The sequence below is a fragment of the Candidatus Pelagibacter communis genome (genome assembly GCF_001180225.1).
GTDB lineage: Bacteria > Pseudomonadota > Alphaproteobacteria > Pelagibacterales > Pelagibacteraceae > Pelagibacter > Pelagibacter ubique_D.
In genome coordinates this window covers 1-24050 of record NZ_CVST01000066.1, presented here as the reverse complement: position 1 = coordinate 24050, position 24050 = coordinate 1, and the positions used below count along the sequence as shown (strand labels likewise).

Below are 24050 nucleotides of genomic sequence, written 5' to 3'. Positions count from 1 at the left end.
ATTATTGTCTTTTTTGACTTTTTTTGTATTGTCCGGGCTTAAAAAATTAACAACCAACAACTAAGGGTTATATGAGCGCAACTGTCGAAACTATTTTATTATACACAATCGGAGCCGGTTTTTTATCTATCGTTTACGGGTTCTTAACTGGAAAAAACATTTTAAATTCAAGCGCAGGAAATGCAAAAATGCAGGATATTGCATCAGCTATTCAAATTGGAGCAAAAGCTTATCTAGCAAGACAATACAAAACAATTGCTATTGTTGGTGCAGCTGTTCTTGTAATTGTTAGTATTGCATTTAGCCCATTAGTTGGTCTTGGTTATTTAATAGGTGCAGCATTATCTGGTATTGCAGGATATGTTGGCATGTTAGTTTCTGTGGAGGCTAATGTTAGAACTGCCGAAGCTTCAAGAAAAGGTCTAGCTCAAGGTCTTTCAGTAGCTTTTAAATCTGGTGCTGTAACTGGTATGTTGGTTGCTGGTTTAGCATTGTTGGCAATAGCAGTTTATTATTTTTTATTATTGAAATTTGAAGTGGATGAAAGAGAAATAGTGAATGCTCTAGTTGCTTTAGGGTTTGGAGCTTCTTTGATTTCAATTTTTGCAAGATTAGGTGGAGGTATTTTTACTAAGGGTGCAGATGTTGGAGCTGACCTTGTTGGTAAGGTTGAAGCCGGTATTCCTGAGGATGACCCGAGAAATCCAGCAGTAATTGCAGATAACGTTGGAGACAACGTTGGTGACTGTGCTGGAATGGCAGCAGATTTATTTGAAACATATGCCGTTACTATTGTTGCAACTATGGTTTTATCATCAATTTTCTTCGTAGGTGATCTTAATATGATGATCTATCCTCTTACAATTGGTGCTGCTTGTTTATTAACATCTATTATAGGTACATTCTTTGTTAAACTTGGAAAAGATAACAATGTGATGAACGCGTTATACAAAGGGTTTATTGTATCTGCCGTTGCATCATTAGCTATTCTTTGGCCTGTAACTGATCATGTAATTGGTTTTACAAATGAATACACTGTTAATGGAAATACATTTAATGGAATGGATTTATATTATTGTGGAGTAATTGGTTTAGTTATTACAGGTTTGTTAATCTGGATTACAGAATATTACACAGGAACAAGTTATAGACCAGTTAAATCTGTAGCTTTATCATCAACAACTGGTCACGGAACTAACGTTATCCAAGGTTTGGCTGTATCAATGGAAGCGACAGCAATACCTGCTTTAATTATTGTTGCTGGTATCTTAATTACAAATTCTATTGCTGGCCTATTTGGTATTGCAATTGCTGTTACAACAATGTTAGCGTTAGCTGGAATGGTTGTTGCGTTAGATGCTTATGGCCCAGTAACTGACAATGCTGGAGGGATCGCAGAAATGTCTAACTTAGATAAAAAAGTTAGAAAAACAACAGATGCTCTAGATGCTGTTGGGAACACTACAAAAGCTGTAACAAAAGGTTATGCGATTGGTTCTGCTGGTTTAGGTGCACTAGTTTTATTTGCAGCTTATACTGAAGATATCAAACATTTTTCTAAAGAAGCAGGCTCTGCACTTGAAGGAATAGTTGTAACTTTTGATTTATCAAATCCTTATGTTGTTGTTGGGTTATTAATTGGTGGAATGTTGCCTTACTTATTTGGATCTATGGGAATGCAAGCTGTTGGAAGAGCAGGTGGTGCTGTTGTGGTGGAAGTAAGAAGACAGTTTAAAAAATTTCCAGGTATTATGAAAAGAAAACAAAAACCTGATTATGCGAAATTAGTTGATTTATTGACTGTTGCTGCGATTAAAGAAATGATAATCCCATCATTATTACCAGTACTATCACCTGTAGTTTTATATTTTATAATTCTATCAATAGGTGGTCAGGTAGCAGCCTTAGCCGCAGTAGGAGCTATGCTTTTAGGAGTTATTATTACTGGATTGTTTGTGGCTGTTTCTATGACTGCTGGAGGTGGCGCATGGGATAATGCTAAGAAATATATCGAAGATGGAAATCATGGCGGAAAAGGTTCAGAAGCTCACAAAGCTGCTGTAACAGGTGACACTGTTGGAGATCCATACAAAGATACTGCAGGTCCAGCTGTTAATCCAATGATTAAGATTACAAATATTGTAGCTTTATTATTGTTAGCAGTTATCGCTGGTTAATTTCTTTACGTTTTTTGGCCCTCTTTCCAAGAGGGTCATTTAGTTTTTGTCTCATACTCGACATAAATGAATATATAAAAGAACTTTTATTTATACCTGATTTAGTTGAAATATCTGAAATTTTTATATTTTCCATATCCTCTAAATTATATAAATTTTTTTTTTTTAATAATCCATATTTATCAATTTCCAAAACCAATACATCATTTTTAAATATTTTCATTTTACCAAAATTACTTAGCTTTGATTGTGTTTGTTTTCGTTCAATATATATCCATACATCATTATCAAATTTACTCGTTGTAGAAGGATTTCCCAAAATATTAGTGATATCATTTTTATTACTTTTATTAATTATTAAATTATTTTGTTTTTTTTCCAAAAATGGTACACCATGATGTTTAACAACAGGCTTAAAAGAGCAATTTGAAAGTATTAAAAATAAAAAAAATATATATAATTTATTCATGAATGATGAGTATATACATATTTATAACAATTTAATTAATTTCACTAGAAATAAAGATTTATATAAAGATTTAAATAGGGATGATAGTTTTTCTGATAGATTGACATTATTTTTGCTTCATTTTTCATTTTTTCTCAAAAATTATAAAAATGAGGAAAATAAAAAAATTCTACAAGAAATTTATGATTTTAATTTTAGGCAGTTAGAATTAAGCATAAGAGAAATAGGATATGGTGACCAATCTATAAACAAAAAAATGAAAGATTATATAAATTTGTTTCATTCCATGGTTTCAGAGATTCATTTTTGGGATAATTTATCTGAAACTGACAAAATTGAAAAATTATCAATATTTTTAGTTGATTTTAACAATATTGCTTATTTACTTAAATATTTTGAGGAATTTAACTTAAATTTATCAAAAAAAACTTTGAATTCTTATTTAAAAAGTGTAAGTAACTCGTAATTATGGCTGTACCAAAACGAAAACAAACCCCTTCCAGAACTGGAATGAGAAGAGCCCAAACAATGAAATTTTCAACTAAAAATATAGTTGAGGATAAAAAATCAGGTGAATATAGACTTTCTCATCATTTAGATTTAAAAACTGGTATGTATAAGGGTAGACAAGTTTTAGACCCAAAAGAATAGTATAATTACTTAATGTCCGAAAAAATTAAAATTGCAGTTGATGCAATGGGTGGTGATGGTTCACCAAAAAAAATTATAGATGGAATCATTCATAACCATCAATCAAATAAAAACATTTTTTACAAAATATTTGGAGATAAAAATAAAATTTCTCCATTAATTGAAAACAAAATTAATAAAGAATTCTATGAAATTTTTCATACAGAGAATGCAATTAAAAGTACTGACAGTCCTTTAGAAGGTGCAAAAAGAGGAAAAGACACAAGTATGTGGCTTGCTATTCAAAGTGTTAAAGAAAAGCATGCTGATATAGTTATATCTGCTGGTAATACTGGCGCTCTATTAGTTGTATCAAAATTGAATCTTAAAATGATTGAAAATATAGATAAACCAGCTTTATCTGCGCTGTGGCCAAATAAAAAAGGCATGAGCGTTGTATTAGATCTTGGAGCTAATATTGAATGCAGTACAAAAAATCTAAGTGATTTTTCTTCGATGGGAGCTGCACTTTATAACTCGTTATATCCAAATGAAATGGCCAATGTTGCTTTATTGAATATTGGTTCAGAAGAATTAAAGGGTAATGAAGTAATAAAAGAAACATATCAAATTCTTAATGACAAAAAATCTGAAAATTTTAATTTCTCAGGGTACATCGAGGGCAATCACATAATGGACGGTAAAGTTGATGTAATTGTATCAGATGGATTTACTGGGAATGTTGCATTAAAAACAGCTGAAGGGACTGCAAATTTTATTACCAGTGAATTAAAAAAAGCGATGACTGGAAATTGGATAGGAAAACTATCTTCTCTTCTAAATATTTCAAATTTAAAAAAATTTAAAAAAAGATTAGATCCAAGGTTGTACAATGGTGCAATTTTTATAGGATTAGACTCTCCAGTAGTAAAAAGTCATGGTGGTACCGATTACGTTGGCTTTGCTAACTCGTTAGATGTTTGCCACAGAATTGTTAAAGGTAATTTGATAGAAAAAATTAAACAGAATCTTTAAATGAGAATAAATTTAACTAAAAAAGATTTAGTTAATTTAGTTTATATGCAACTAGGTTTTTCTAAACAGATTTCAGAAAATTTAATTGATGATTTTTTATCAACAATTATTTCCAGCATTAAATCTGAGAAAAAGCTAAAATTATCTAAATTTGGAACTTTTTCTATTAGACAAAAAAAAAGTAGAATTGGTAGAAACCCAAAAACTAAGGAAACTAAAGTAATAACTAGTAGGGATGTTGTTTTATTTAAACCTTCAAAAGAATTTAAAGAGTTTATAAATCTTAAAGATTATGGATAAAGCTGATCAGGCTTATAAAACTATTGGTGAAGTTGCTAAAATTTTAGACTTAAAAGTCAATAAGAAGGGTTCTTTGCCTACACATATAATAAGATTTTGGGAAACACAGTTTAAACAAATCAAGCCAAAAATTCTTAATTCTAATAGAAGATACTATGATGAAAAAAATATTGATCTTCTTAAGAAGATTAAATATTTGCTTAAAGATCAAGGAATGACAATTAATGGAGTTAAAAAGATCCTTAATAATGAAGATACTTTAAAGCTTGACGAAATGGCAGATAAATCTATAAAAGCTGAAAAATTAAAAAATAAGTTAACTAAAATATCAAAAATTTTAAAAACATTAAAATAAATGGCAAAAAAAACACACGTAAAAGTTAGAATGGTGCCTGAAGCTAAACCAGATAGTCCTTATTTTTATTATGTAAAAAAACCTGCAGGTGGCGAAAAAGCTAAAGTAAAATTATCTGCAAAAAAATACAATCCTGATACTAGAAAACACGAAATGTTTGTGGAGAAAAAACTTCCACCACATAGTAAATAAATTATTTTTTTTTAAAATTTCTTCTTTCGTAATCAATATAAGACCAAATCATATTTTTCCAAATACGATTAGTTATTTTTGGATCTATGCCTTGTTTTAAGGATTTTGCTTTTATTTTTTTTAAAATAAAATTAATTCTTTTCTTATCTACGATTTCTTTTTTAAATTCTTTAAGCTTTAAAACTTCCTCAACTAGCTTTGTTCTATATTTTATAAGTGATAACAGTTTATTATCTAATTTATCTAGCTTAACTCTTATTAAATCTAGTTTTTTTTTATTATTTGGCGACATTTAATTTATTGGAATACTTAATAATTATTATATTTATCTGATCATGTACAGTGAGAATAATCATTTAAATAATCAACTTAAATTGTGGATGCTATCATTATTAGTTTTAGTTTCTTTAATAATATTGGTAGGAGGCTTGACTAGATTAACTGACTCCGGTTTATCAATTACGACTTGGGAATTATTTGTTGGTTTTTTTCCTCCTTTTACAAATGAAAAATGGTTGGAATATTTTAGTTTATATAAAACAATTCCTGAATACAGCCAACAAAACTTCAATATGACTCTTGATGAATTCAAAGTAATATTCTGGTGGGAGTGGGGGCACAGGCAGTTAGGGAGAATAATTGGTTTAACCGTATTATTCCCAATGGTTTATTTTTCACTAAAACAAGGAGTTTGGATTATAAAAAAATATGGACTTATTTTTTTACTGGTTTGTTTTCAAGGGTTTTTAGGTTGGTACATGGTATCTAGTGGATTAGTTGAAAGAATTGATGTTAGTCATTATAGACTTGCAATACATTTGGTAACAGCTTTTATCATTTTATCAATTGTATATTGGCAATTTTTAAAGTTATCATCCTCTTCAAATCAAACAGTTTCTATTAATTTTTTTATAGTAAAAATTTTTTTAGTTTTATTATTTTTGCAACTAATTATAGGCGCTTTTGTATCTGGTATGGATGCTGGCAAAATTTATAACACTTGGCCATTGATGGGTGTTAATTATTTTCCTGATGATAGTAGTTTTAAAGAGTTTTTGAATTTAAAAGTATTTGATAATCCCTCTATTGTTCAATTTATACATAGAAATTTAGCATACTTAATTATAGTCATATATGCTCTAATCCTCTTTAAAGTAATTAATACTGGAAACAAAAAATTATACAAACCTATTACTTTAATTGGTTTGACTTTGGCATTTCAAATTTTTCTTGGAGTGATAACTATTTTATCTGGAGTAAAAATGTTATTCGCATCTTTACACCAGATAAATTCTATTTTGATAATACTTTCAACTTTGTATTTTATATTTATCTCAAAATACAAAAAACAGATTAATTAATTTCTATTTGTAGACATATAAATAAAATTAACTAACTGCTTTTAAATTACCTTTTGAAGATTTGTCTAAAGCTTGATCTAAATCATCAATGATATCATCAATATGTTCTAAACCAATACAAAGTCTAACATATCCTGGGGTTACACCTGAAGCAGCTAATTCATCCTCATTTAATTGACTGTGAGTTGTTGTTGCTGGGTGTATTGCTAAACTTCTAGCGTCACCTATATTTGCAACGTGGTAAAACATTTTTAAAGCCTCAATGAATTTTTTACCAGCTTCTATACCACCAGATAATTCAATACCAACTAAAGCACCATTACCATTTTTAAGATATTTTTTTGCTCGACTTGATATCTCTTCATTATGTTCAGTAGCGTAAATAACTCTCTTAACTGCTTTATGATTTTTTAAGTACTCAACCACTTTTGCAGCGTTATCACAGTGTTGTTTCATCCTTAAAGCAACTGTTTCAAGTCCTTGTATGACACCGAATGCATTATCCGGAGAAAGTGCTGATCCTAAATCTCTTAACAAGGTTACTCTCGCTCTTACTGCAAAAGCAACATTTGCACCTGTTAATTCGGGCACAGCTTTACCCCAAACAACACCTCCATAACTAGCATCAGGTTCATTAAATAGTGGCTGTCTTTTTGGATCTGCTGTCCAATCAAAATTTCCACCATCTACTAGTGCACCTCCGACTACTGTTCCATGACCAGCTATATATTTTGTTAAAGAATAAACAACCACAGCAGCACCATGTTCAATTGGTTTACAAATTACAGGGGCAGCAGTGTTATCCAAGATTAATGGAATGTTATATTTTCTACCAATATCTGAAACTTCTTTAATTGGAAAAACTCTTAAATATGGGTTTGGTAATGTTTCTCCATAAAAAGCTCTAGTTTTATCGTCTATTGCTTTTTCAAAGTTTTTTGGATCTGATGGATCTGCATATCTTACTTCTATACCAAGCTTACTTAAAGTATGTGTAAATAAAGAAACTGTTCCACCATAAAGATCTGTTGAACTAACAATATTGTCTCCAGCTTGAGCAACGTTTAATATTGCAAAAGTAGAAGCAGTTTGACCAGAAGCAACAGTTAAACTTGCAAGACCACCTTCAAGAGCAGCGATTCTCTTTTCCAACACATCGTTAGTTGGATTCATTATTCGTGTATAGATATTTCCAAACTCTTTTAACGCAAATAAATTTGCTGCATGTTCAGTGTTATTAAATTGATACGAGGTTGTTCTATAAATTGGAACTGCTACTGAATTTGTGGCTGGATCACTTCTGTAATCTCCACCATGTATCGCAATAGTTTCTGGATTATTTCTTTTTGTACTCATTTTTACTCCTTTTTTAGTGCTTTTGCTTTATGCAAGGCGCACAATACAGTTCAAATGCCTACCGATTATAATTTTATGAAAATTCCATTTTAGCAGTTTTATGCCCGCAATAGGATCAAATCGGCAAGTGATAAATAGCATATTAGTTATGTTTTACAAGCTAAATATAAAATTGACTTTGAATAATTTAATAGTATTAATCCACGCACAATGACAAAATTCACAAAAAAAGATCAAGTTACATCATCTTGGTACGAGATAGACGCAAAAAATGCAGTTGTTGGAAGATTAGCGACTGTTGTATCTAATATTATTAGAGGCAAAAATAAGACTACTTATACACCTCACATGGATGATGGAGATTTTGTTGTAGTAAAAAATATCGAACAAGCAAAATTTACTGGTAATAAATTTCAAAACAAAAAGTACTATAGACACACAGGACATCCTGGTGGAATTAAAGTTACCACACCAGAAAAACTTCATGAAAAAAAACCTGGAGAAACTTTAAAGCTAGCAGTTAAAAGAATGTTGCCAGGTGGTGTTTTGGGTAGAAAACAATTAACAAAATTAAAAATTTATTCAGGAAGTGAACATCCTCATGCTGCACAAAATCCAAAAGTTATAGAATTAGATAAACTAAACAATAAAAACATAGCAAGAAATTAATATGGAAAACTTACAATCAAATACAAAAACTACTAAGCTAAAATTAGATTTTAAAGATAGTAAGTACGCGACAGGTAGAAGAAAAACTTCAATAGCAAAAGTATGGTTAAAAAAAGGTTCTGGTAAAATTTATGTAAATGGCAAATTATATAATGAATATTTTGCTGATGAAATTCACAAAATGCAAATTACAAGACCTTTTGAAATTATAAATCAAGCTACAGATTATGATGTTAGATGTAGCGTAAAAGGTGGCGGACCCACAGGTCAAGCTGGAGCAATGGTTCATGGTATTTCTAAAGCTTTGGTTCTCTTTGATGAAAATTTAAAAACAACATTGAAAACCGAAAAGCTTACAACCAGAGACTCTAGAGCTGTTGAGAGAAAAAAACCTGGTAGAAGAAAAGCTAGAAGAAGCTTCCAGTTTTCTAAAAGATAATTTTTTTTACAATTTAAACTGCTATAATAAAAAATGCCTAAGCTTAATGCATTAGTTGCCGGATCTACAGGATATATTGGTGTTCAATTAATCAAGTTATTAATTAACCATAAATATATTAATATTAAATATCTATGTGGAAATTCGTCTGTTGGAAAAAATATTTCTTATTATGATAAATCTCTTTCAAAAAAAAAATTACCTAAAATCGTAAAATTTAATCCTAAATTGTTAAATGGTATTGATGTTGTCTTTACAGCTCTGCCAAATGGTGAAGCTCAAGATATAGCAAAAAAACTTAATGATAATATTACTCTAATTGATTTAGCAGCAGATTTTAGATTAAAAAAAGCTAATGATTATTTAAAATGGTATAAACAAAAACATCGAGCTCCAAAACTACAGAAGAAAAGCATTTATTGTTTACCAGAAATAAATCGTAATGAATTAAAAAATCACAATATTATTTCATGTCCAGGATGTTATCCAACATCAATATTATTACCTCTTGTTCCGCTAATTAAAAAAAAATTAGTTAAATTAGACAATATAATTATTGATTCAAAATCTGGATATTCTGGTGCCGGTAGAGGAGTTCATAAAAAATATAAAGATAAGAATTTATACGAGTCTTTAAGTGCTTATGGCGTTGGTTTTCATAGACATAATTCTGAAATTCATCAATTTTTAAACAAATTTACAAATAAAAATTTTCAATTTAGTTTTACTCCACATTTATCTCCAATGTTTAGAGGTATATTAAGTACAATTTATTTAGATTTAGAAAAAAATGTTAATCAATCGAAAATCATCAAAACACTTAAGATGTCTTATAAAGGAGAAAATTTTGTTAAAATATTAGACTCTGATAAACTCTTGAGCACAAATGATGTTGTCAATACAAACAATTGTTTTATCACAGTGTGTAAATCAAAATATAAAAACAAAATAGTTATTATTTCTGCAATAGACAATTTAATCAAAGGTGGAGCAGGTCAGGCTGTTCAAAATTTAAATAATAAATTTAATTTTCCTGAAAGAACTGCTTTAAAATGAAATATTTGTTAATTATTTTTCTAATTTTTTTAAGTAATTGTTCTTTAAATAAAGATTCTCAGTATTGGACAGAACATCCTGCTGAAAGTAAAAAAAATCAAAAAAAAATAACTGAAATACTTAAAAAGTCAGACGATATAACAAAAATGACATTAGAAGAATATGAGATTTATATAGATGACTATACTAAAAAAAGTAAATATCCAGATATAAGCAAATGAATAATATAGTGAATATTGCAGTTGTTGGACTTGGTCAAGTCGGTAATTATTTATTTAATGAACTAATTGTTAAAAAAAAAGATATTGAACTTAAAACAGGTAAAAGAGTTAATGTAATAGCTATTTCAGCAAAAAATATAAATAAAAAAAGAAAATATAAAATTAATAGAAAAATTTTTTATAAAAACCCTTTTGAAATTTTTAAAAAAGAAAAAGTTGATATATTATTTGAAGTAATTGGACAATCTGATGGGGTTTCTAAAAAATTAGTTGAAACTGCTTTAAAAAATAAAATTCATGTAATTACTCCAAACAAAGCTTTAATTTCAAAACATGGAAACAATTTAGCAAAACTAGCTGAAAAAAATAATGTCAATTTAGAATTTGAAGCATCAGTTGCTGGTGGGATACCGATATTAAGATCAATCAAAGAAGGATTAGCTACTAATAGATTATCTAAAGTTTATGGAATTTTAAATGGTACTTCAAATTATATATTATCAGAGATGGAAAATTCTGAGCAGAATTTTGCAGATGTTTTAAAAAAAGCTCAACTGCTTGGATATGCAGAACCTGGTAATCCTAAATTAGATTTAAATGGTTTTGATGCATTTGCAAAAGTAAGAATTTTATCTGCTTTGGCTTTTAATAGTAAAATATCTAATAAAAAATGTTTAATGGAAGGAATAGAAAAGATTGATTTAAAAGATATTAAAATTGCAAATCAATTAGATTTAAGAATTAAACTACTGGGTATCTCTGAACTCAAAAACAATGAACTTTTTGAAACTGTTCATCCATGTCTTGTAAGTAAAAAATCATATATTGGTAATGTAAATGGAGTAATGAATGCAGTGATCCTTAATGGTAAGCCAGTAGGAGAAAGTGTATTACAAGGGGAGGGTGCTGGACCAGGACCCACATCATCATCTTTATTATCTGACTTATTATCTATTTTAAGAGGAAACATCAAAAAGCCATTTGGTGTAAGCGTAAACAAGCTAAAAACTTTAAAGACTTACAACGTAAATAATTATGTTAATTCTCTATATTTAAGATTTGAAGTTAAAGATAAACCAGGCGTTTTATCTCAAATAACCAATCGTTTAGCTAAATATAAAATTTCTGTCAAAAGATTAATTCAAACTCCAGATAAAAAAAATAATAAAGCTACAATCGTAATAGTTACTCATAAAACTACAGAATTAAATTGTAATAGCTGTTTATCTATATTTAAAAAAAATAAGAATATCTTGAAATCACCTACTTTAATTAGATTGCTTGATTAATGGAAATATATTTCAAACTTATTGAAGTATTATTTCCTGTATTTTTTGTTGTTGGGATTGGATATTATCTTGGTAAGAAAAAACCAGATTTTGATAATTCCTTTATAACTACTTTTGCCTCAAATGTTGGTACGCCTGCAATGGTTATATATTCTATTACTTCTACAGGTATAACATTTGAACAATATACCAGTTATTTTATTTATTATTTAATTGCTATTGTTGGTTTTGGTTTAACAGGCATAATTATTTTATATCTATTAAAAACTAAAGATATCATTAGAGAAATCCCAGTTTTTCTTCTTCCTAACAATGGAAATATGGGTATTCCTATTTGTCTTTTTGCTTATGGTTCACAAGGTTTAGGAATAGCTGCATCAATATCTTCGCTTATAATTTTACTTCACTTTACATTAGGAGTGTTTTTAGCTGACAGAAAATTTGACTTTAATATTTTAATTAAAAATCCACCTTTTTACGCAATCATATTTTCAGTTACTTTTATTTATTTTGACTTGGAGATGCCCAAGGCAATTATTAATCTAACTGAATTGTTAACATATACAGCAATTGTTTTAATATTAATGTCGTTAGGAATTGCATTAACAAAATTAAAAGTTTTTTCTTTCACTAATTCAATAATTGCCTCTATTGGAAGAGTAATCATTGGACCCATAATTGGTTTTTTAATTATAATTTTTTTCGATCTTTCTGGATTTGGTGCAGGTGTAATTTTAATTCAATCTGCTATGCCAAGCGCTATTTTAAATTATTTAATTGGATCAATGTACTCACCAAAAGAAATAGTCGATAACATTGCTAGCACAATTGTTGTTTCTACATTAATGTCATTTATTACAGTTCCAATAGTTGTATTCTTTGCTTTAAAATACTTCTATTAAGATATATCTTTCAGTTGTGAAGGCTATAATTTTAAATGCATCTGCTTGGATGATTGTCCCTGTTATGGATGCGTTTGCAAAATATTTAAGCTCATCAATGGATGTTTTACAAATAACATGGGCTAGATATTTTTTTACAGTAGTTTTTACCTTGTCTTTAATGCTTATATTTTATAGGCAATCATTAGTTTGGACAAAAAAACCAGCTCTTCAACTAATAAGAGGTTTGATATTTGTTTTTTCTACGTATTTATTCTTTTATGCGATTTCTGAAATTTCACTCCCTAAAGCTTTAACTTTAGCATTTGTAGCACCAATTTGTGTCACAGCTTTATCTCCATTTTTTTTAAATGAGAAAGTAGGGGTAAAAAGATGGACTGCTGTATCGTTAGGATTTGTTGGTACTTTAATTGTTATTAGACCTGGATTTATTGAACTTAATCTAGCTACTTTAGCTGCTTTAGGTAATGGAATTTGTTATGGATTTTACCTTATTATAACAAGAAAACTTAGCACTTCAGACAACCCTCTTTTAACGCTTTTGCTTTCAGGTTTAATAGGAACGGTCATTATTAGCTTATTTATGCCTACTGTATGGGTAAATCCTACTACAAATCAGTGGATTTTAATGGCTTTAATCGGCCTTATAGCCTCTGTAGCACATCTTTTCTTAATTTTATCACTCAAATATGCTGATGCCTCAAAATTAGCTCCTTTGGGTTATACAGAAATCATAACAAACATATTAATTAGCTATTATTTCTTTCATGAATTACCAGATAATTGGACTTATTTAGGTCTATTTATAATTGTCTTAAGTGGTCTCTATATAACCAGAAGAGAATATATTTTAAAAAAAAGTAATTAATAGTATTTATTTGTATACTAATTATTAATTTTTTACATTAATATATACAATTAAATTATTGTAATTATTGAATAAATTATTTATATATAAATTTAATTAAAATGCATTAAAATTTTTTGAAGTAGAGTAATATTTTGGTTTTTTAATTAAAATCATTAATATTAATAGCTTTTTTGGATCACATTGATTTAGAAAAAAAAACTAAATTTAGTTAAAGCGTTGAAAAATAATATAAATTGCTAGAAGTGTTTAATTGCAACAGTTTTTTACTAATGAAATTCTAAAGTATATTTTTGCATCAAAAATTGTAGGGCAGGTGGCTTAAAAAACCTGTAAAATAGAGCAAATTTTAGACGTTAAAAAAGGGTTGATATCATTGAAAAATAGAGCAATGCAGTAATAGAATATGCTCTTTAATCGCCCATAGAGGGTACTTATTTAGTTATATTTAGATATATAGTACAACTGAAGGGTGAATAGCGTTATTTACATGATTATTCAAGAAAATCGTCTAAAAGTCTTTATTTTCAACACTTTTTTAACCTTAAATGTCTACTTTTTCAGATCTAAGTAAACGCAGTTTAGTCTTAATTCCACCTTTTCCTGAGTATCCTCCGAGTGACCCATCAGTCCTAATTACCCTATGACAAGGTATTTTAGGTGGATATGGGTTTTTCCCAACTGCATTTGCTACCGCTCTATGGGCTTTTGGCTTTCCAATAGCTTTTGCCACCTGAAGGTAGGTTCTGACTTCTCCTCTAGGTATTTTTTTCAAGTAATTCCAAACTTTTATCTGAAATTTAGTCCCTTTTAAGTTCATATAATTCAAATCCTGTATTTTTTGCAATTTTATCATATAATTTTTTTGCTGTCTCATTGGAAGAGTGGGTTATCCAACGAATTCCATTCCAATTATTTTCTTTAGATAAAGATTCAAGGTATTTTATAAGTTTTTGAGCTATTTTCTTACCTCTAAAGTGTTCATCCACAAATAAATCATCTAAAAATCCTATATATTGACCTTTTATTGGTCTTGGCATTGTTCTGTAGTGTGCAATTCCAACAATTTTATCTTCAATTTCGTAACATATTCCATTCACAACATGATTTTCATCGTGTATCCAACTCCATAAAGTATCTAAAATCTCTTGTTTCATAGGTACTTTATAAAATTTAGCATACCCGCAGTACAATTTTATCCATTTTTCTTTATCTTTTCTTTTAATTTTTCTAATCATTTACATTAGTTATTTACATTAAATTATTGTAATCATTATCTTTTTTGGTTTATAAAATTATGCAGTTCTTTTATTCTATTGCTTGCGTTTTTTTCGAAAATTGCTGGTATTAATCCATGAATTAAAGCCATAAATCCACTAGTAATCATTTTTGAGCCTACTTTTAACGCTACGCTCATATGTTCTGCATAACTTTCATTAACTGAATTGAGATGTTCTTGTGATTTTTTGATCATAATTTTTATAATTATTAGTATTGACTATTAAAATCTATTAATATATTACTAACGATAATTAATTGTTATCAATAGTAATAATATGAATCAGCTAACAACAGATCTGAAAATACTACATGATGCGACATTAGAAAATTTAAAAAGTTCTAAGGCAAATAACACACTAAGAGCTTACAAATCTGATTTTAAAGACTTTGGGGCTTTTTGTTCCAGGCATGGATTAAGCTCATTACCAACTGAACCTAAAATAGTTTCTTTATATTTGACCTACCTTTCTAAAAACTCAAAATTCAGCACTTTAAGAAGACGCCTTGTGTCTATTAGCATGGTTCATAAATTAAAAGGTCATTACCTAGATACCAAACACCCAATAATTGTTGAAAATTTAATAGGTATTAGAAGAGTTATAGGCAGCATTCAAAAAGGTAAAAAACCTTTATTAATTAATCATTTAAAATTAATAATTAATTCAATAAATGAGCAAAACACAAATGAAGCTAAGAAGCTTAGAGACAAAACAATAATTCTAATTGGTTTTGGAGGTGGTTTCAGACGATCAGAGTTAATATCTATTGATTATGAAGATTTAGAATTTGTACCTGAAGGGTTGAAAATAACTATTAGAAAATCAAAAACTGATCAATTTGGAGAGGGAATGATTAAGGGGCTACCCTATTTTAATGATAAAAATTATTGCCCTGTAGCCAACCTTAAAAAGTGGTTAGAAATTTCCAACATTAATTCTGGTCCAATTTTTAGACGATTTTCAAAAGGATCAAATTTAAGTGATAATCGCTTAACTGACCAATCTGTAGTTTTGTTAATTAAGGAACATTTGAGATTAGCAGGAATAGAAAATAAAAACTTTGCAGGTCATAGTTTGAGATCAGGTTTTGCTACTGTTGCAGCCGATTCTGGAGCTGATGAAAGAAGTATTATGGCAATGACAGGTCACAAAACTACACAAATGGTCAGAAGATACATCAGAGAAGCAAATTTATTTAAAAATAATGCTTTGAATAAAGTAAAAATATAAATTTATATTGTAATACGTTCTTCATAAAAGTTAGAAAAAAAATAATCTGTCTTATTAAATTTATTAATTGAGATTAATTTAAAATTATTATTTTTTAAAAATGAACAAACTTCTTGATAATTATTATTTTTAATTTCAATTTGACAAAATACTTTATTATTTGACAGCAATTTTTCAGCTCCTTTTAATACATTAAATTCAAATCCCTCAGTATCAATCTTTAAAGCAATAAATTTATCATTTATATTATTATGAAGATTATCTAATGTATCAATTTCACATTTTTCAGTGACTACAGCATTTTTTTCATTTATCTCATAATTTGGAGAGTAAGTTTCGGTGGCACCCAAAGTAACAAAACCTTTTTTATCTCCTATTGCAACTTTTAAAGGACGAACATTAGAAATTTTATTTTTAATTATAGAATTTTTTAATCTTTCAATATTTTTTTTTATAGGGTCATAGGCAACTATATTAAGTTTATTAAATTTTTTTGCCAATCTTAAGGAATAGATACCCCAACAAGATCCAATATCAAAAAAATAATCTACATCATATTTTTCAATTATATTAGACAAAGGTATGAATAGCTCATTTTCATAGGCTTTGTGAAAAAAAAAACGTCTATCAATTAAATGTCGCAAGTCTAAATCAAAATAAATACCATTAACAATTATTGTTTTTTTATGATCTTTAAAGAAAAAAATATATTTTTTGTATAAAGAGGGAATTAATCTTTTAAGAATTGGTATCTTTAAAATAAAACTTAACATAATTTTAATTAGAGCAACTTTGCATTATTACCCAAAGATATATCTATAAAATATTTTGATACTTTAGTTTCATTAAATAATTTAAAATATTTTTTTTGTCCTGATCTAGCAATTTTTTGTCTGATTTTATTATTTTTAGAATAAAATTTTATTTTATCTGCTAGATCGTTAATATTTTTGTAAAAAACAATCTCATTTTTATCAAAAAAATCTCTCATTTGAACTTTTTCATCGATAAATGTAAGCAAACCATTTCCCATTATTGAAGCAATTCTATTACTAGAATAATATTTTGTTGGTTTTCCTCTGCTAAGATTAAGTCCCATTTTTGAATTTATAAGGGCGTTGTTAAATTCATTTCCCCAAATAGGTTGTTTATTTGAGAAGCCATAAAAATCATATTTTATGTTAGGAATTTTTTTAACAAGTTTATCAAGAAAGATAATTCTTTCATCTTCCGTTCCTTCTTTTAAGGTAGCTCTGTTAACACCATGGCTCATTGCATAAAATAAATCTTTTTTAGGACGCATTTTGTAAACTTCAAAACTCTCAATATTTTTATCAACAGGTACAAAGAAAAAATGAAAATTATTATTAATTTCTTTTTTTAGTACTGATGGATGGGTGGTAATGAAATTATGATCTACTAAATTTGAATATAGTTTGATATTAGAAATATTTTGTTTTGAATAATTGAGGCTAGGCATGATTGGATCTTCATTCCATTGAGACATAATAAGATTTTTATTAATTGCTCTAAATTCTTCAAGAGTATTAGCTTCAATATTTCTGGTATGGCCAAAAAAAATAATATCAGGATTATAATTTTTAAAGGTTTCAATTAAAAATTTTTGAAAATTACTTTTGTTAGGAATTAAACTAAAAGATTTATTATTTCTTAAAAAATCTCTATCACTAATTTCTAATACATCATGGCCATTCCTAACAAACCCATTAGTGAATTTTTTACCCAAGGAAATATTAAATAATCGATGATTAAGTTTTTGTCCTTGATTATATAAATTTATTATTTTTAATTTTTTTTTGTTAAAATTAATTTTGAAAAAAGGAACACAGCTTTCTCTTATTTGGTCTATATATTTGGTATTTTCACTAATTAGATGTTTGATGTTATTTCTACCTTTTAATTGTAAAAATTTCCTTTTTTGGTTGTTATTAATTAGCTTTTTAATTTCTAAATAAAGGTCGTTCGAATTAAGATTTTTTAAAATTATTGCCGCATCAGTTGTCTCTGTCAAACCTCCCCTATTACTTATTATTGTAGCACAACCTCTAGAAGAAGCTTCAAGAGATGTTCTTCCAAATGGCTCTTCCCATCTTGATGGAACAACAGCTATCTCAGATTGGTTTAATATGTTTAAAGTTTTTTTATGGTTGAGAAAACCGAGTTCTTTATGTCTATTATGATTTATATAAATGTTTCTTCTATCTTCATCACCTAAAGAATAAGCGTTCCAATCATTAAATTCATCAAGTATTTTTAATATTGATGTTTTAAAAATATCATAACCTTTAGAATAATTTAATCTCCCAACAAAGATTATGTTTTTCTTTTTTTTAATTTTTTTTTGTTTATGTACACTTGGGTAAACTATTTCGGTTTTAGTCTGTAATTTCTTGTCTAAATTTAAAAAAAATCTATTACGAACCCATTCACTTACAAATATTATTTTTTCAACAGAATCTAATATTTTTAATCTTTCTTTTACTGTTTTCGAACCTTTCATAGACAAAGGATCGTTATGAAAATAAAAAATAAATCTACTTTTAACTGACTTGACTAATTTAAATAACAATTGAGGTCTATTATGAATTTCTACTAGATCAAAATCTTTATTATTTAATTCTTTAGACAATTTGTAAGCATATTCATTTGTCGTACTTTTTAATTTATTTTTTATGTTGTTTAATTTTATATTTTTATAGTTAACAGATAAATAATCATGATGTTTAGTATGACCATAAATTATATTTTCTTTTTTATATTTTGATTTTTTAAAAAATTCCGAAACCCAAAGAGATGCCGCAGAAGCTTTGCTGTGAGAATAGTTTTCTTTGTAGGGTAATATTGTTGCAATGTTAAGATTTTTTTTTGTTAAAATCATAAATTATCTGTGATCTTTCTTTTCTATCTTTTTTTAACTTATATTCAAATGAAAGTGCTTTTGATTTTGAATAAAATTTTTTTTTATAAATTAACTTCCACTTATAACCTTTAGTAGATTTTGCACCTTTATTGGAATTATGTTTGAGCAACCTTTTATCTAGATTATTAGTAAATCCAACATATGTTTTTTTTGGAAAATTATTTAAGGTTTTGATTAAGTATACATAATATAGCATTTTTTATATATATTTTATTAATAATTTACAGAATTTAAACAAGAGATTTAAAAATATTTAATGATTACAAAGTATAACATAGGAATTACTTTAATTCTTTCTTTATCAATAGTAGGCGGAATATTAAATTCGCACATTATAAATGATGGTTATCATTGGGGATTTATTTATTCTAATTCTACAGATTTTTTATATGGAAAAAAACCATATGAAGACATTTTTTTAGAATATGGTTTTTTGCAAAATTTAATTAATGTTTTCTTAATTAAAATTTTTGGGGATAAAATTATTATTATACAGTACTTTATTATCTTAATTTATGCTTCATCATTATTTTTTATTTATTTAATTATTCAACAGATTACTAATAATATAAAAATATCTTTTTTTTCTATTTTATTAATTTTTATTTTATATCCATGGCCGACAGTTCCCTGGCCTACATTTATTTCTTTTTTTTTTAGTATTTTATTTATTTTTTTCTATTTAAAAAATAAAATAATCTATTCCTATCTCTCTGGCTTCGCCCTTTTTTTTGCATACTTATCTTATACAACTTTATTTAATATTATAATTTTTTTTTACATTATATACTTAATATTTATATTTAGTCTAACCAAGTATCTAAATTATAAAAGTAATCATAAATTCAATATAAATTTTTTTATTACTTTTATTTTTTTACTTTCAATTTTTATTTATTATTTAATAATTAATAATATTTTTTTGGAATGGTTATCTTTTCAAAAAATACCTTTTATTGTAAAAGAAAATTTTAATTATTCATATATTACTTTAATAAAGGATTATTTCTATTTTTTATTTATTTATCCAATTTTAAATATAATTTATGAACCTCAATGGGTTTTTTATTCATTTTTTTTTATTTCAAATATATTTTGTTTTTTTTGTTTTTTTCAAAAAAAGTCAAATGAATATAAGAAATTAAATTTAAAATTATTAAATATTTTTATATTTATTTTTTTATTAAATATTTTAGGTCAAACTAAAACTTTATTGTATTTCTCTTGTTCCATATCGTTGGCTATTATTTGTTTTGCTTATTTATTTGATACTCTAAATAAAAAAGATAATAAATTTATTATATCATCATTGTTAGTTTTATTGAGTATTTATTGTGTTTTTAATTACAACATGCATTATTCTAAACATGCACAAAGTAGAAGTGGGAGTCTTAAAAATTTATATAATAATAATCTTATATCAAGCAATAATATTGAATATTTCAAAAATTTTAAATGGGATAAAAATTATTTTGATTTTTTATTCAAAGTAGAAAAAAAAATTAATTCAATAAATAAAAACTGCAATAAAATTGCTGGTGTTAATCTTACTCATGATACTTTTTTGTATCTTTTGTTAAAAAAAAATACAATTCAAAAAATTCCTTTTTATCTAACTGGTTCTAAATATCAATTTAACGAAATATTTGATCCTTTTTTATTTAGCAAAGTTCAAAATTATATAGACAACAACAATATTATTATCTTGAGTCACAAAAATTCTGAAAAACAACTAAATTTTAATAAAAATTATTCATTTACAAAGCTAAAAAGAATTACAACAAAAATTATTGATGATGAATATATAATATTCTATCCAAAAAAATGTGATTAGTTTTTATTTATTTCGCTATCTGCTTCTTTGATAGCTTCATTTATTAATGGTTTCCATTTTATATATGCTTTTTTAATTATTTTTTTATAAAAATCTCTTTTTTCAGGTGTGAAATCTTCAACACTATTTTCCAATTCTTTTTTTAATTTTTCTGAAAATTTTTTTTCTGAGATTGCACTTTTTATCTGTCTTTCTATTACAGGCTCAACTAACCTAATAGATATTATAATAAAAAAAATAATTAAAATAAAAGTAAATATAGCTTTTTTATAATAGTCCATTATTTAATGAATTCTTAATATTAACTATCATATAATGAAATTTCCTAAATTCACAAAGTTTTTATTAAATTTATTTTAATTTAAGATTTTTAATTAAAAAACATCTTAAAATCGAAATTAAATAGAAAGATCCATTTATTATAAATTTAATTATATTTGGTCCAGATTTACTATTAAATTCAGTAATCTTATCTTGAGTAAATGGTACTTCAATTAATATTTTATTTTTTCTTTTTAAATCAAAAATAAAATCGATAATGAAATTTGCATAATTAGTTTTTTTTGGAAAGATTTCTTTTAGTACTTTTTTTTTTATTATAATAATACAACCAGTATAATCTTTTATATCTTTAAAAAGTAATAACTGACATAATTTGTTTAATATCCAGCTAGGAATACTTCTATAATTGCTTCTTTTGTCAATGCCATTTTCAACATATCTAGAAAAAATCAAACAATCTGTTCTGTGATCAATATTGAGGAAGGTGTCTATAAAAAAATCAATATAATTAAACATATCCAAATCAAATCTTAAAATATAATCACCTTTTGCTAAATATAACCCATCTATAAATGCTGATGAAAAGTTTTTGGTATTTTTTCTTACCTTAAAATAAATTTTTGGATTTTTATATCCATTTAAAATATCAATAGTCTCGTCTTGAGAATCATCATCAATAATAATTATCTCTTTTACAGTATCTTTAATTAGCAATTTATCAATTGCAGACGCTATATTTTTTCCTTCATTAAGAGTACATAAAACTATTGATAGATTGTTCATATAAATATAATTAACTATTAATGATAGACTACTTGAAAACTTTACTTAATATATTTAAACATTATCATTTATATAGCATACCCATTATTTTTAATGAATTATTTTTTTATTTTAAACATGATAAATTTCTAAATAAAATTAAAATTTATAAAAGCAATTCCTTATCAAATTCGATACCTTGCCCCTATTTTTTCTTAAAAATAATTAATAAATTTATTAAAAAAAAAAATATTAATTATTTATGTGATTTAGGTTCTGGATATGGAAAAATATTATATTTTTTTGGCAAATTATCTAAATATAAAATAGATGGTGTGGAAATAAATAATGAAATTTTTAAAAAATCTAAAATTCTAGAAAATCAAAACATAAGAATTATTAATGATAATATTTTATATTTTGATTTGAACAATAATGAATATGATTTATTCATATTGAATGATCCTTTAAAACAATTAGATGATTTGAGAATGTTAATTAATAAGTTGAGTAACTTACAATATAATTGTTATATTGTTTTAATTAATATGACATTAGAAAAAGCTGATATTGTGAAACAAAACTTGAAAGTAATTCAGATTTACAAAATTTCTTCTACTAAAAATATCTATTTTTGTACCAACTAAATGGCGGTCCCTAGGGGAATCGAACCCCTCTTTCGAGGATGAAAACCACGTGTCCTAACCGATAGACGAAGGGACCGAATTGCTGCTTTTTATTGCAAAAAAGACGATTAATCAAGCTTATCGTATTAATTTTTGATTTAATTTTACAACCTTTTTCAGGTTCGAGACTTTATGTGTCACTAATGTTTCTGAAATAAATTTATCTTCTTCAATTTTTATGCCTGAAACTAAATCACCTGACGTAATCCCAGTTGCACAAAAAATCGAGTCACCTTTAATAATTTCAGTTAAATCATATTTTTTTGTTAAATCTTTGATACCCATTTCTTTAGCTCTTTTCTTATCTTTATCTGTTTCGAATAAAAATCTACCTTGAAAACCACAATCATAAGCATCTAATGCAGCAGCTGCCAAGACTCCTTCAGGTCCTCCTCCTGTTCCTAAAAAAATATCAACAGAGTATTTTTCATCAGTTACTAATAGTGCTCCAGATACATCTCCGTCTGATATAAATTTAATTTTAACTTTTAAATCTCTTAATTCTGCAATAATTTTATCATGCCTGGGTCTTTTTAAAATACATGCAGTTAAATTCTCTGGTTTTTTGTTTAAGTATTCACTCAGATTAAAAATATTTTTTTTAACCGAATAATCTAAATCAACTACGTTTCTCTCCTTTACTTTAGTTGAGATTTTTTCCATGTAAGTTTCAGGAGCTTTAAATAAGTTATTTTTTTCCCCAATTGCAATTACTGATAAGGCGCCTGGAAGATTATTAGCTGCAAAATTAGTACCTTCCAATGGATCAACAGCTATATCAAATTCAGGGCCAGTTTTAGTACCAAGTTTTTCACCAATGTACAACATTGGAGCCTCATCTAACTCACCCTCCCCTATAACTATTTGACCTATCATATCTATATTATTTAACTCTGACCTCATACAGTCTACAGCTGCTTTATCTGCTGCAACTTTATCTTTTTTTCCAACAAAATATGATGAAGCAATTGCAGCCTTAGAGGTCACGTTAACAAATTGGTCAATAAATTTTTTATCGATTGCCATTAGGCTTTTTTATCAATTAATTCTTCTTGTATAATTTTGGATTCAAATTCTCTTAAACGTTTATATACACTAGCAAGTTCAATTATAGTAGGCCAAGCTTTTAATATATATTGCATTGAACCCTCTACTCTACCAAAAGCTCTAATTATCTGTTGCATTACACCAAGTGTAACTGCTCCAGCTACAATTGCTGGTGCCAAAAAAACATATGCAGATAATACATTTGCCTGTAAGTAAGCAATTCTTCCAATATTAAAATACAAATATCTAATGTAACTTAGGAAGTGAATACTTCTAACTCCATCAAATAATTCTTCTATAGTTTTTGGACGAATAGTTCCATCATCCTCTGCAATTACGAGTATTTTCCTGTAAGCTGCCTCTTTTTTTTGTAGATCGTACTCAACACCTACTAATCTTAAAATTAAACCAAGAATAATTAAAAATATAGTCCCCCCTACTGACCAGATTAAAGCACCTACTATCAATCCATAATCCCAATCACCAAAGAAAAAAATTGGAATTCCTACACTTAAGCCAAATAAAATTGGCATAAATTCAATAAGTATCATTAAAGCTTCAATTAAACTTGTTCCAAGCGATTCCATTATTCTTGAGAATTTAATAGTATCTTCCTGAACTCTTTGTGCAGCTCCCTCTATTTTTCGAGCTTTATCATAAACGCTATGA

General features: G+C 26.9%; 31 protein-coding genes, 1 tRNA gene and 1 riboswitch. Of the genes, 18 read left to right on the top strand and 14 right to left on the bottom strand.

Translation table 11 applies throughout. The features are described from left to right. Positions 1-71: 71 nt before the first annotated feature. Positions 72-2177, top strand: a complete 2106-nt coding sequence (locus AMN99_RS05140) for a sodium-translocating pyrophosphatase (RefSeq protein WP_075506739.1) — start codon at positions 72-74, stop codon at positions 2175-2177. Here AMN99_RS05140 and bamE read toward each other — a convergent pair. Then, positions 2164-2646, bottom strand: a complete 483-nt coding sequence (bamE, locus tag AMN99_RS05135; protein ID WP_075506738.1) for an outer membrane protein assembly factor BamE domain-containing protein — start codon at positions 2644-2646, stop codon at positions 2164-2166. The genes AMN99_RS05140 and bamE overlap by 14 nt on opposite strands. On the opposite strand from bamE, the gene AMN99_RS05130 reads away from it, so the two are divergent. From AMN99_RS05130 to AMN99_RS05105, 6 genes are read left to right on the top strand one after another with little or no spacing between them, the layout of a single operon-like run. Continuing rightward, positions 2645-3112, top strand: coding sequence for a ubiquinol-cytochrome C chaperone family protein (locus AMN99_RS05130; protein WP_075506737.1), 468 nt, complete (start codon positions 2645-2647; stop codon positions 3110-3112). The two genes, bamE and AMN99_RS05130, sit on opposite strands and share 2 nt — an antisense overlap. Before the next feature lie 2 nt (positions 3113-3114). Then, entirely contained in the window at positions 3115-3297 is a 183-nt protein-coding gene (gene rpmF, locus AMN99_RS05125; RefSeq protein WP_023853776.1) for a 50S ribosomal protein L32, read from the top strand. Between the two features lie 12 nt (positions 3298-3309). Continuing rightward, positions 3310-4311 carry a phosphate acyltransferase PlsX gene (gene plsX / locus AMN99_RS05120; RefSeq protein WP_075506736.1) on the top strand — a complete coding sequence of 334 codons (1002 nt, stop codon included), beginning with the start codon at positions 3310-3312 and terminating at the stop codon, positions 4309-4311. Next, positions 4312-4611, top strand: a complete 300-nt coding sequence (locus AMN99_RS05115) for an HU family DNA-binding protein (RefSeq protein ID WP_075506735.1) — start codon at positions 4312-4314, stop codon at positions 4609-4611. It begins immediately after the preceding gene. Beyond that, positions 4604-4966 (top strand): MerR family transcriptional regulator, encoded by a 363-nt coding sequence (locus tag AMN99_RS05110; RefSeq protein ID WP_075506734.1) that lies wholly within the window; start codon positions 4604-4606, stop codon positions 4964-4966. The genes AMN99_RS05115 and AMN99_RS05110 overlap by 8 nt, the downstream gene beginning before the upstream one ends. Beyond that, positions 4967-5158 (top strand): 50S ribosomal protein L33, encoded by a 192-nt coding sequence (locus tag AMN99_RS05105; protein WP_023853780.1) that lies wholly within the window; start codon positions 4967-4969, stop codon positions 5156-5158. Position 5159: 1 nt separating this feature from the next. Here AMN99_RS05105 and AMN99_RS05100 read toward each other — a convergent pair whose 3' ends face one another. Beyond that, entirely contained in the window at positions 5160-5450 is a 291-nt protein-coding gene (locus AMN99_RS05100) for a chorismate mutase (RefSeq protein ID WP_075506733.1), read from the bottom strand. Positions 5451-5493: 43 nt separating this feature from the next. Here AMN99_RS05100 and AMN99_RS05095 point away from each other — a divergent pair, with 43 nt between their 5' ends. After that, complete coding sequence (locus AMN99_RS05095) at positions 5494-6519, top strand: COX15/CtaA family protein (protein WP_075506732.1); 1026 nt, start codon at positions 5494-5496, stop codon at positions 6517-6519. Between the two features lie 27 nt (positions 6520-6546). On the opposite strand, the gene AMN99_RS05090 is transcribed toward AMN99_RS05095, so the two are convergent. Beyond that, positions 6547-7875 (bottom strand): O-acetylhomoserine aminocarboxypropyltransferase/cysteine synthase family protein, encoded by a 1329-nt coding sequence (locus AMN99_RS05090; RefSeq protein WP_075506731.1) that lies wholly within the window; start codon positions 7873-7875, stop codon positions 6547-6549. Between the two features lie 2 nt (positions 7876-7877). Further along, positions 7878-7944, bottom strand: a riboswitch (SAM riboswitch). 141 nt (positions 7945-8085) lie between these two features. On the opposite strand from AMN99_RS05090, the gene rplM reads away from it, so the two are divergent. Genes rplM through AMN99_RS05055 form a run of 7 tightly spaced genes read left to right on the top strand, consistent with a single transcriptional unit; the run spans position 8086 to position 13319 of the window. Continuing rightward, positions 8086-8544, top strand: a complete 459-nt coding sequence (gene rplM / locus AMN99_RS05085) for a 50S ribosomal protein L13 (RefSeq protein WP_075506730.1) — start codon at positions 8086-8088, stop codon at positions 8542-8544. Between the two features lies 1 nt (position 8545). Then, a complete protein-coding gene (gene rpsI / locus AMN99_RS05080; protein WP_075506729.1) occupies positions 8546-8983 on the top strand; it encodes a 30S ribosomal protein S9 in 438 nt (145 codons plus the stop codon). Between the two features lie 33 nt (positions 8984-9016). Continuing rightward, complete coding sequence (gene argC / locus AMN99_RS05075; RefSeq protein WP_075506728.1) at positions 9017-10039, top strand: N-acetyl-gamma-glutamyl-phosphate reductase; 1023 nt, start codon at positions 9017-9019, stop codon at positions 10037-10039. Continuing rightward, entirely contained in the window at positions 10036-10260 is a 225-nt protein-coding gene (locus AMN99_RS05070) for a hypothetical protein (RefSeq protein WP_075506727.1), read from the top strand. The genes argC and AMN99_RS05070 overlap by 4 nt, the downstream gene beginning before the upstream one ends. Continuing rightward, on the top strand, positions 10257-11549 hold the full coding sequence (locus AMN99_RS05065) for a homoserine dehydrogenase (RefSeq protein WP_075506726.1): 1293 nt from the start codon (positions 10257-10259) through the stop codon (positions 11547-11549). The genes AMN99_RS05070 and AMN99_RS05065 overlap by 4 nt, the downstream gene beginning before the upstream one ends. Next, positions 11549-12451 carry an AEC family transporter gene (locus tag AMN99_RS05060; protein WP_075506725.1) on the top strand — a complete coding sequence of 301 codons (903 nt, stop codon included), beginning with the start codon at positions 11549-11551 and terminating at the stop codon, positions 12449-12451. Before AMN99_RS05065 ends, AMN99_RS05060 begins: the two co-directional genes overlap by 1 nt. A 16-nt stretch (positions 12452-12467) precedes the next feature. After that, entirely contained in the window at positions 12468-13319 is an 852-nt protein-coding gene (locus AMN99_RS05055; RefSeq protein ID WP_075506724.1) for a DMT family transporter, read from the top strand. 544 nt (positions 13320-13863) lie between these two features. Here AMN99_RS05055 and AMN99_RS05050 read toward each other — a convergent pair. The 3 genes from AMN99_RS05050 to AMN99_RS05040 are packed head-to-tail and all read right to left on the bottom strand — an operon-like array spanning position 13864 to position 14793. After that, positions 13864-14139 carry a methylated-DNA--[protein]-cysteine S-methyltransferase gene (locus AMN99_RS05050; RefSeq protein WP_179850447.1) on the bottom strand — a complete coding sequence of 92 codons (276 nt, stop codon included), beginning with the start codon at positions 14137-14139 and terminating at the stop codon, positions 13864-13866. Further along, complete coding sequence (locus AMN99_RS05045; protein ID WP_075506723.1) at positions 14120-14557, bottom strand: GNAT family N-acetyltransferase; 438 nt, start codon at positions 14555-14557, stop codon at positions 14120-14122. The genes AMN99_RS05050 and AMN99_RS05045 overlap by 20 nt, the downstream gene beginning before the upstream one ends. 35 nt (positions 14558-14592) lie before the next feature. Further along, a complete protein-coding gene (locus AMN99_RS05040) occupies positions 14593-14793 on the bottom strand; it encodes a DUF6356 family protein (RefSeq protein ID WP_075506722.1) in 201 nt (66 codons plus the stop codon). 82 nt (positions 14794-14875) lie between these two features. On the opposite strand from AMN99_RS05040, the gene AMN99_RS05035 reads away from it, so the two are divergent. Continuing rightward, positions 14876-15829, top strand: coding sequence for a site-specific integrase (locus AMN99_RS05035; RefSeq protein WP_075506721.1), 954 nt, complete (start codon positions 14876-14878; stop codon positions 15827-15829). A gap of 2 nt (positions 15830-15831) precedes the next feature. Here the strand turns inward: AMN99_RS05035 and AMN99_RS05030 are convergent, their stop codons facing one another. From AMN99_RS05030 to AMN99_RS05020, 3 genes are read right to left on the bottom strand one after another with little or no spacing between them, the layout of a single operon-like run. Continuing rightward, on the bottom strand, positions 15832-16602 hold the full coding sequence (locus AMN99_RS05030; protein WP_075506720.1) for an FkbM family methyltransferase: 771 nt from the start codon (positions 16600-16602) through the stop codon (positions 15832-15834). Between the two features lie 8 nt (positions 16603-16610). Next, entirely contained in the window at positions 16611-18728 is a 2118-nt protein-coding gene (locus tag AMN99_RS05025) for a glycosyltransferase (RefSeq protein WP_075506719.1), read from the bottom strand. Then, the gene (locus tag AMN99_RS05020) at positions 18703-18966 is read right to left on the bottom strand and encodes a GIY-YIG nuclease family protein (protein ID WP_075506718.1); all 264 of its coding nucleotides are present in this window, start codon (positions 18964-18966) and stop codon (positions 18703-18705) included. The genes AMN99_RS05025 and AMN99_RS05020 overlap by 26 nt, the downstream gene beginning before the upstream one ends. Before the next feature lie 1041 nt (positions 18967-20007). Between AMN99_RS05020 and AMN99_RS05700 the strand changes: the two genes are divergently transcribed. Then, on the top strand, positions 20008-20604 hold the full coding sequence (locus AMN99_RS05700; RefSeq protein ID WP_143323943.1) for a hypothetical protein: 597 nt from the start codon (positions 20008-20010) through the stop codon (positions 20602-20604). Here the strand turns inward: AMN99_RS05700 and AMN99_RS05010 are convergent. After that, positions 20601-20885: a hypothetical protein gene (locus AMN99_RS05010; protein ID WP_075506716.1), complete on the bottom strand. Its 285-nt coding sequence runs from the start codon at positions 20883-20885 to the stop codon at positions 20601-20603. The two genes, AMN99_RS05700 and AMN99_RS05010, sit on opposite strands and share 4 nt — an antisense overlap. A 70-nt stretch (positions 20886-20955) precedes the next feature. Next, positions 20956-21669, bottom strand: a complete 714-nt coding sequence (locus tag AMN99_RS05005; RefSeq protein WP_075506715.1) for a glycosyltransferase — start codon at positions 21667-21669, stop codon at positions 20956-20958. A 20-nt stretch (positions 21670-21689) separates the two neighbouring features. Between AMN99_RS05005 and AMN99_RS05000 the strand changes: the two genes are divergently transcribed. After that, a complete protein-coding gene (locus AMN99_RS05000; protein ID WP_075506714.1) occupies positions 21690-22295 on the top strand; it encodes a class I SAM-dependent methyltransferase in 606 nt (201 codons plus the stop codon). 1 nt (position 22296) lies between these two features. Here the strand turns inward: AMN99_RS05000 and AMN99_RS04995 are convergent. The 3 genes from AMN99_RS04995 to AMN99_RS04985 all read right to left on the bottom strand — a co-directional run. Then, positions 22297-22371 (bottom strand) — tRNA-Glu (locus tag AMN99_RS04995). Between the two features lie 41 nt (positions 22372-22412). Next, positions 22413-23360 (bottom strand): class II fructose-bisphosphatase, encoded by a 948-nt coding sequence (gene glpX, locus AMN99_RS04990; protein WP_075506713.1) that lies wholly within the window; start codon positions 23358-23360, stop codon positions 22413-22415. Then, positions 23360-24050, bottom strand: a 691-nt coding sequence (locus tag AMN99_RS04985; protein ID WP_075506712.1) for an SbmA/BacA-like family transporter, incomplete at its 5' end; no start/stop codon positions are given. The genes glpX and AMN99_RS04985, both read right to left, overlap by 1 nt.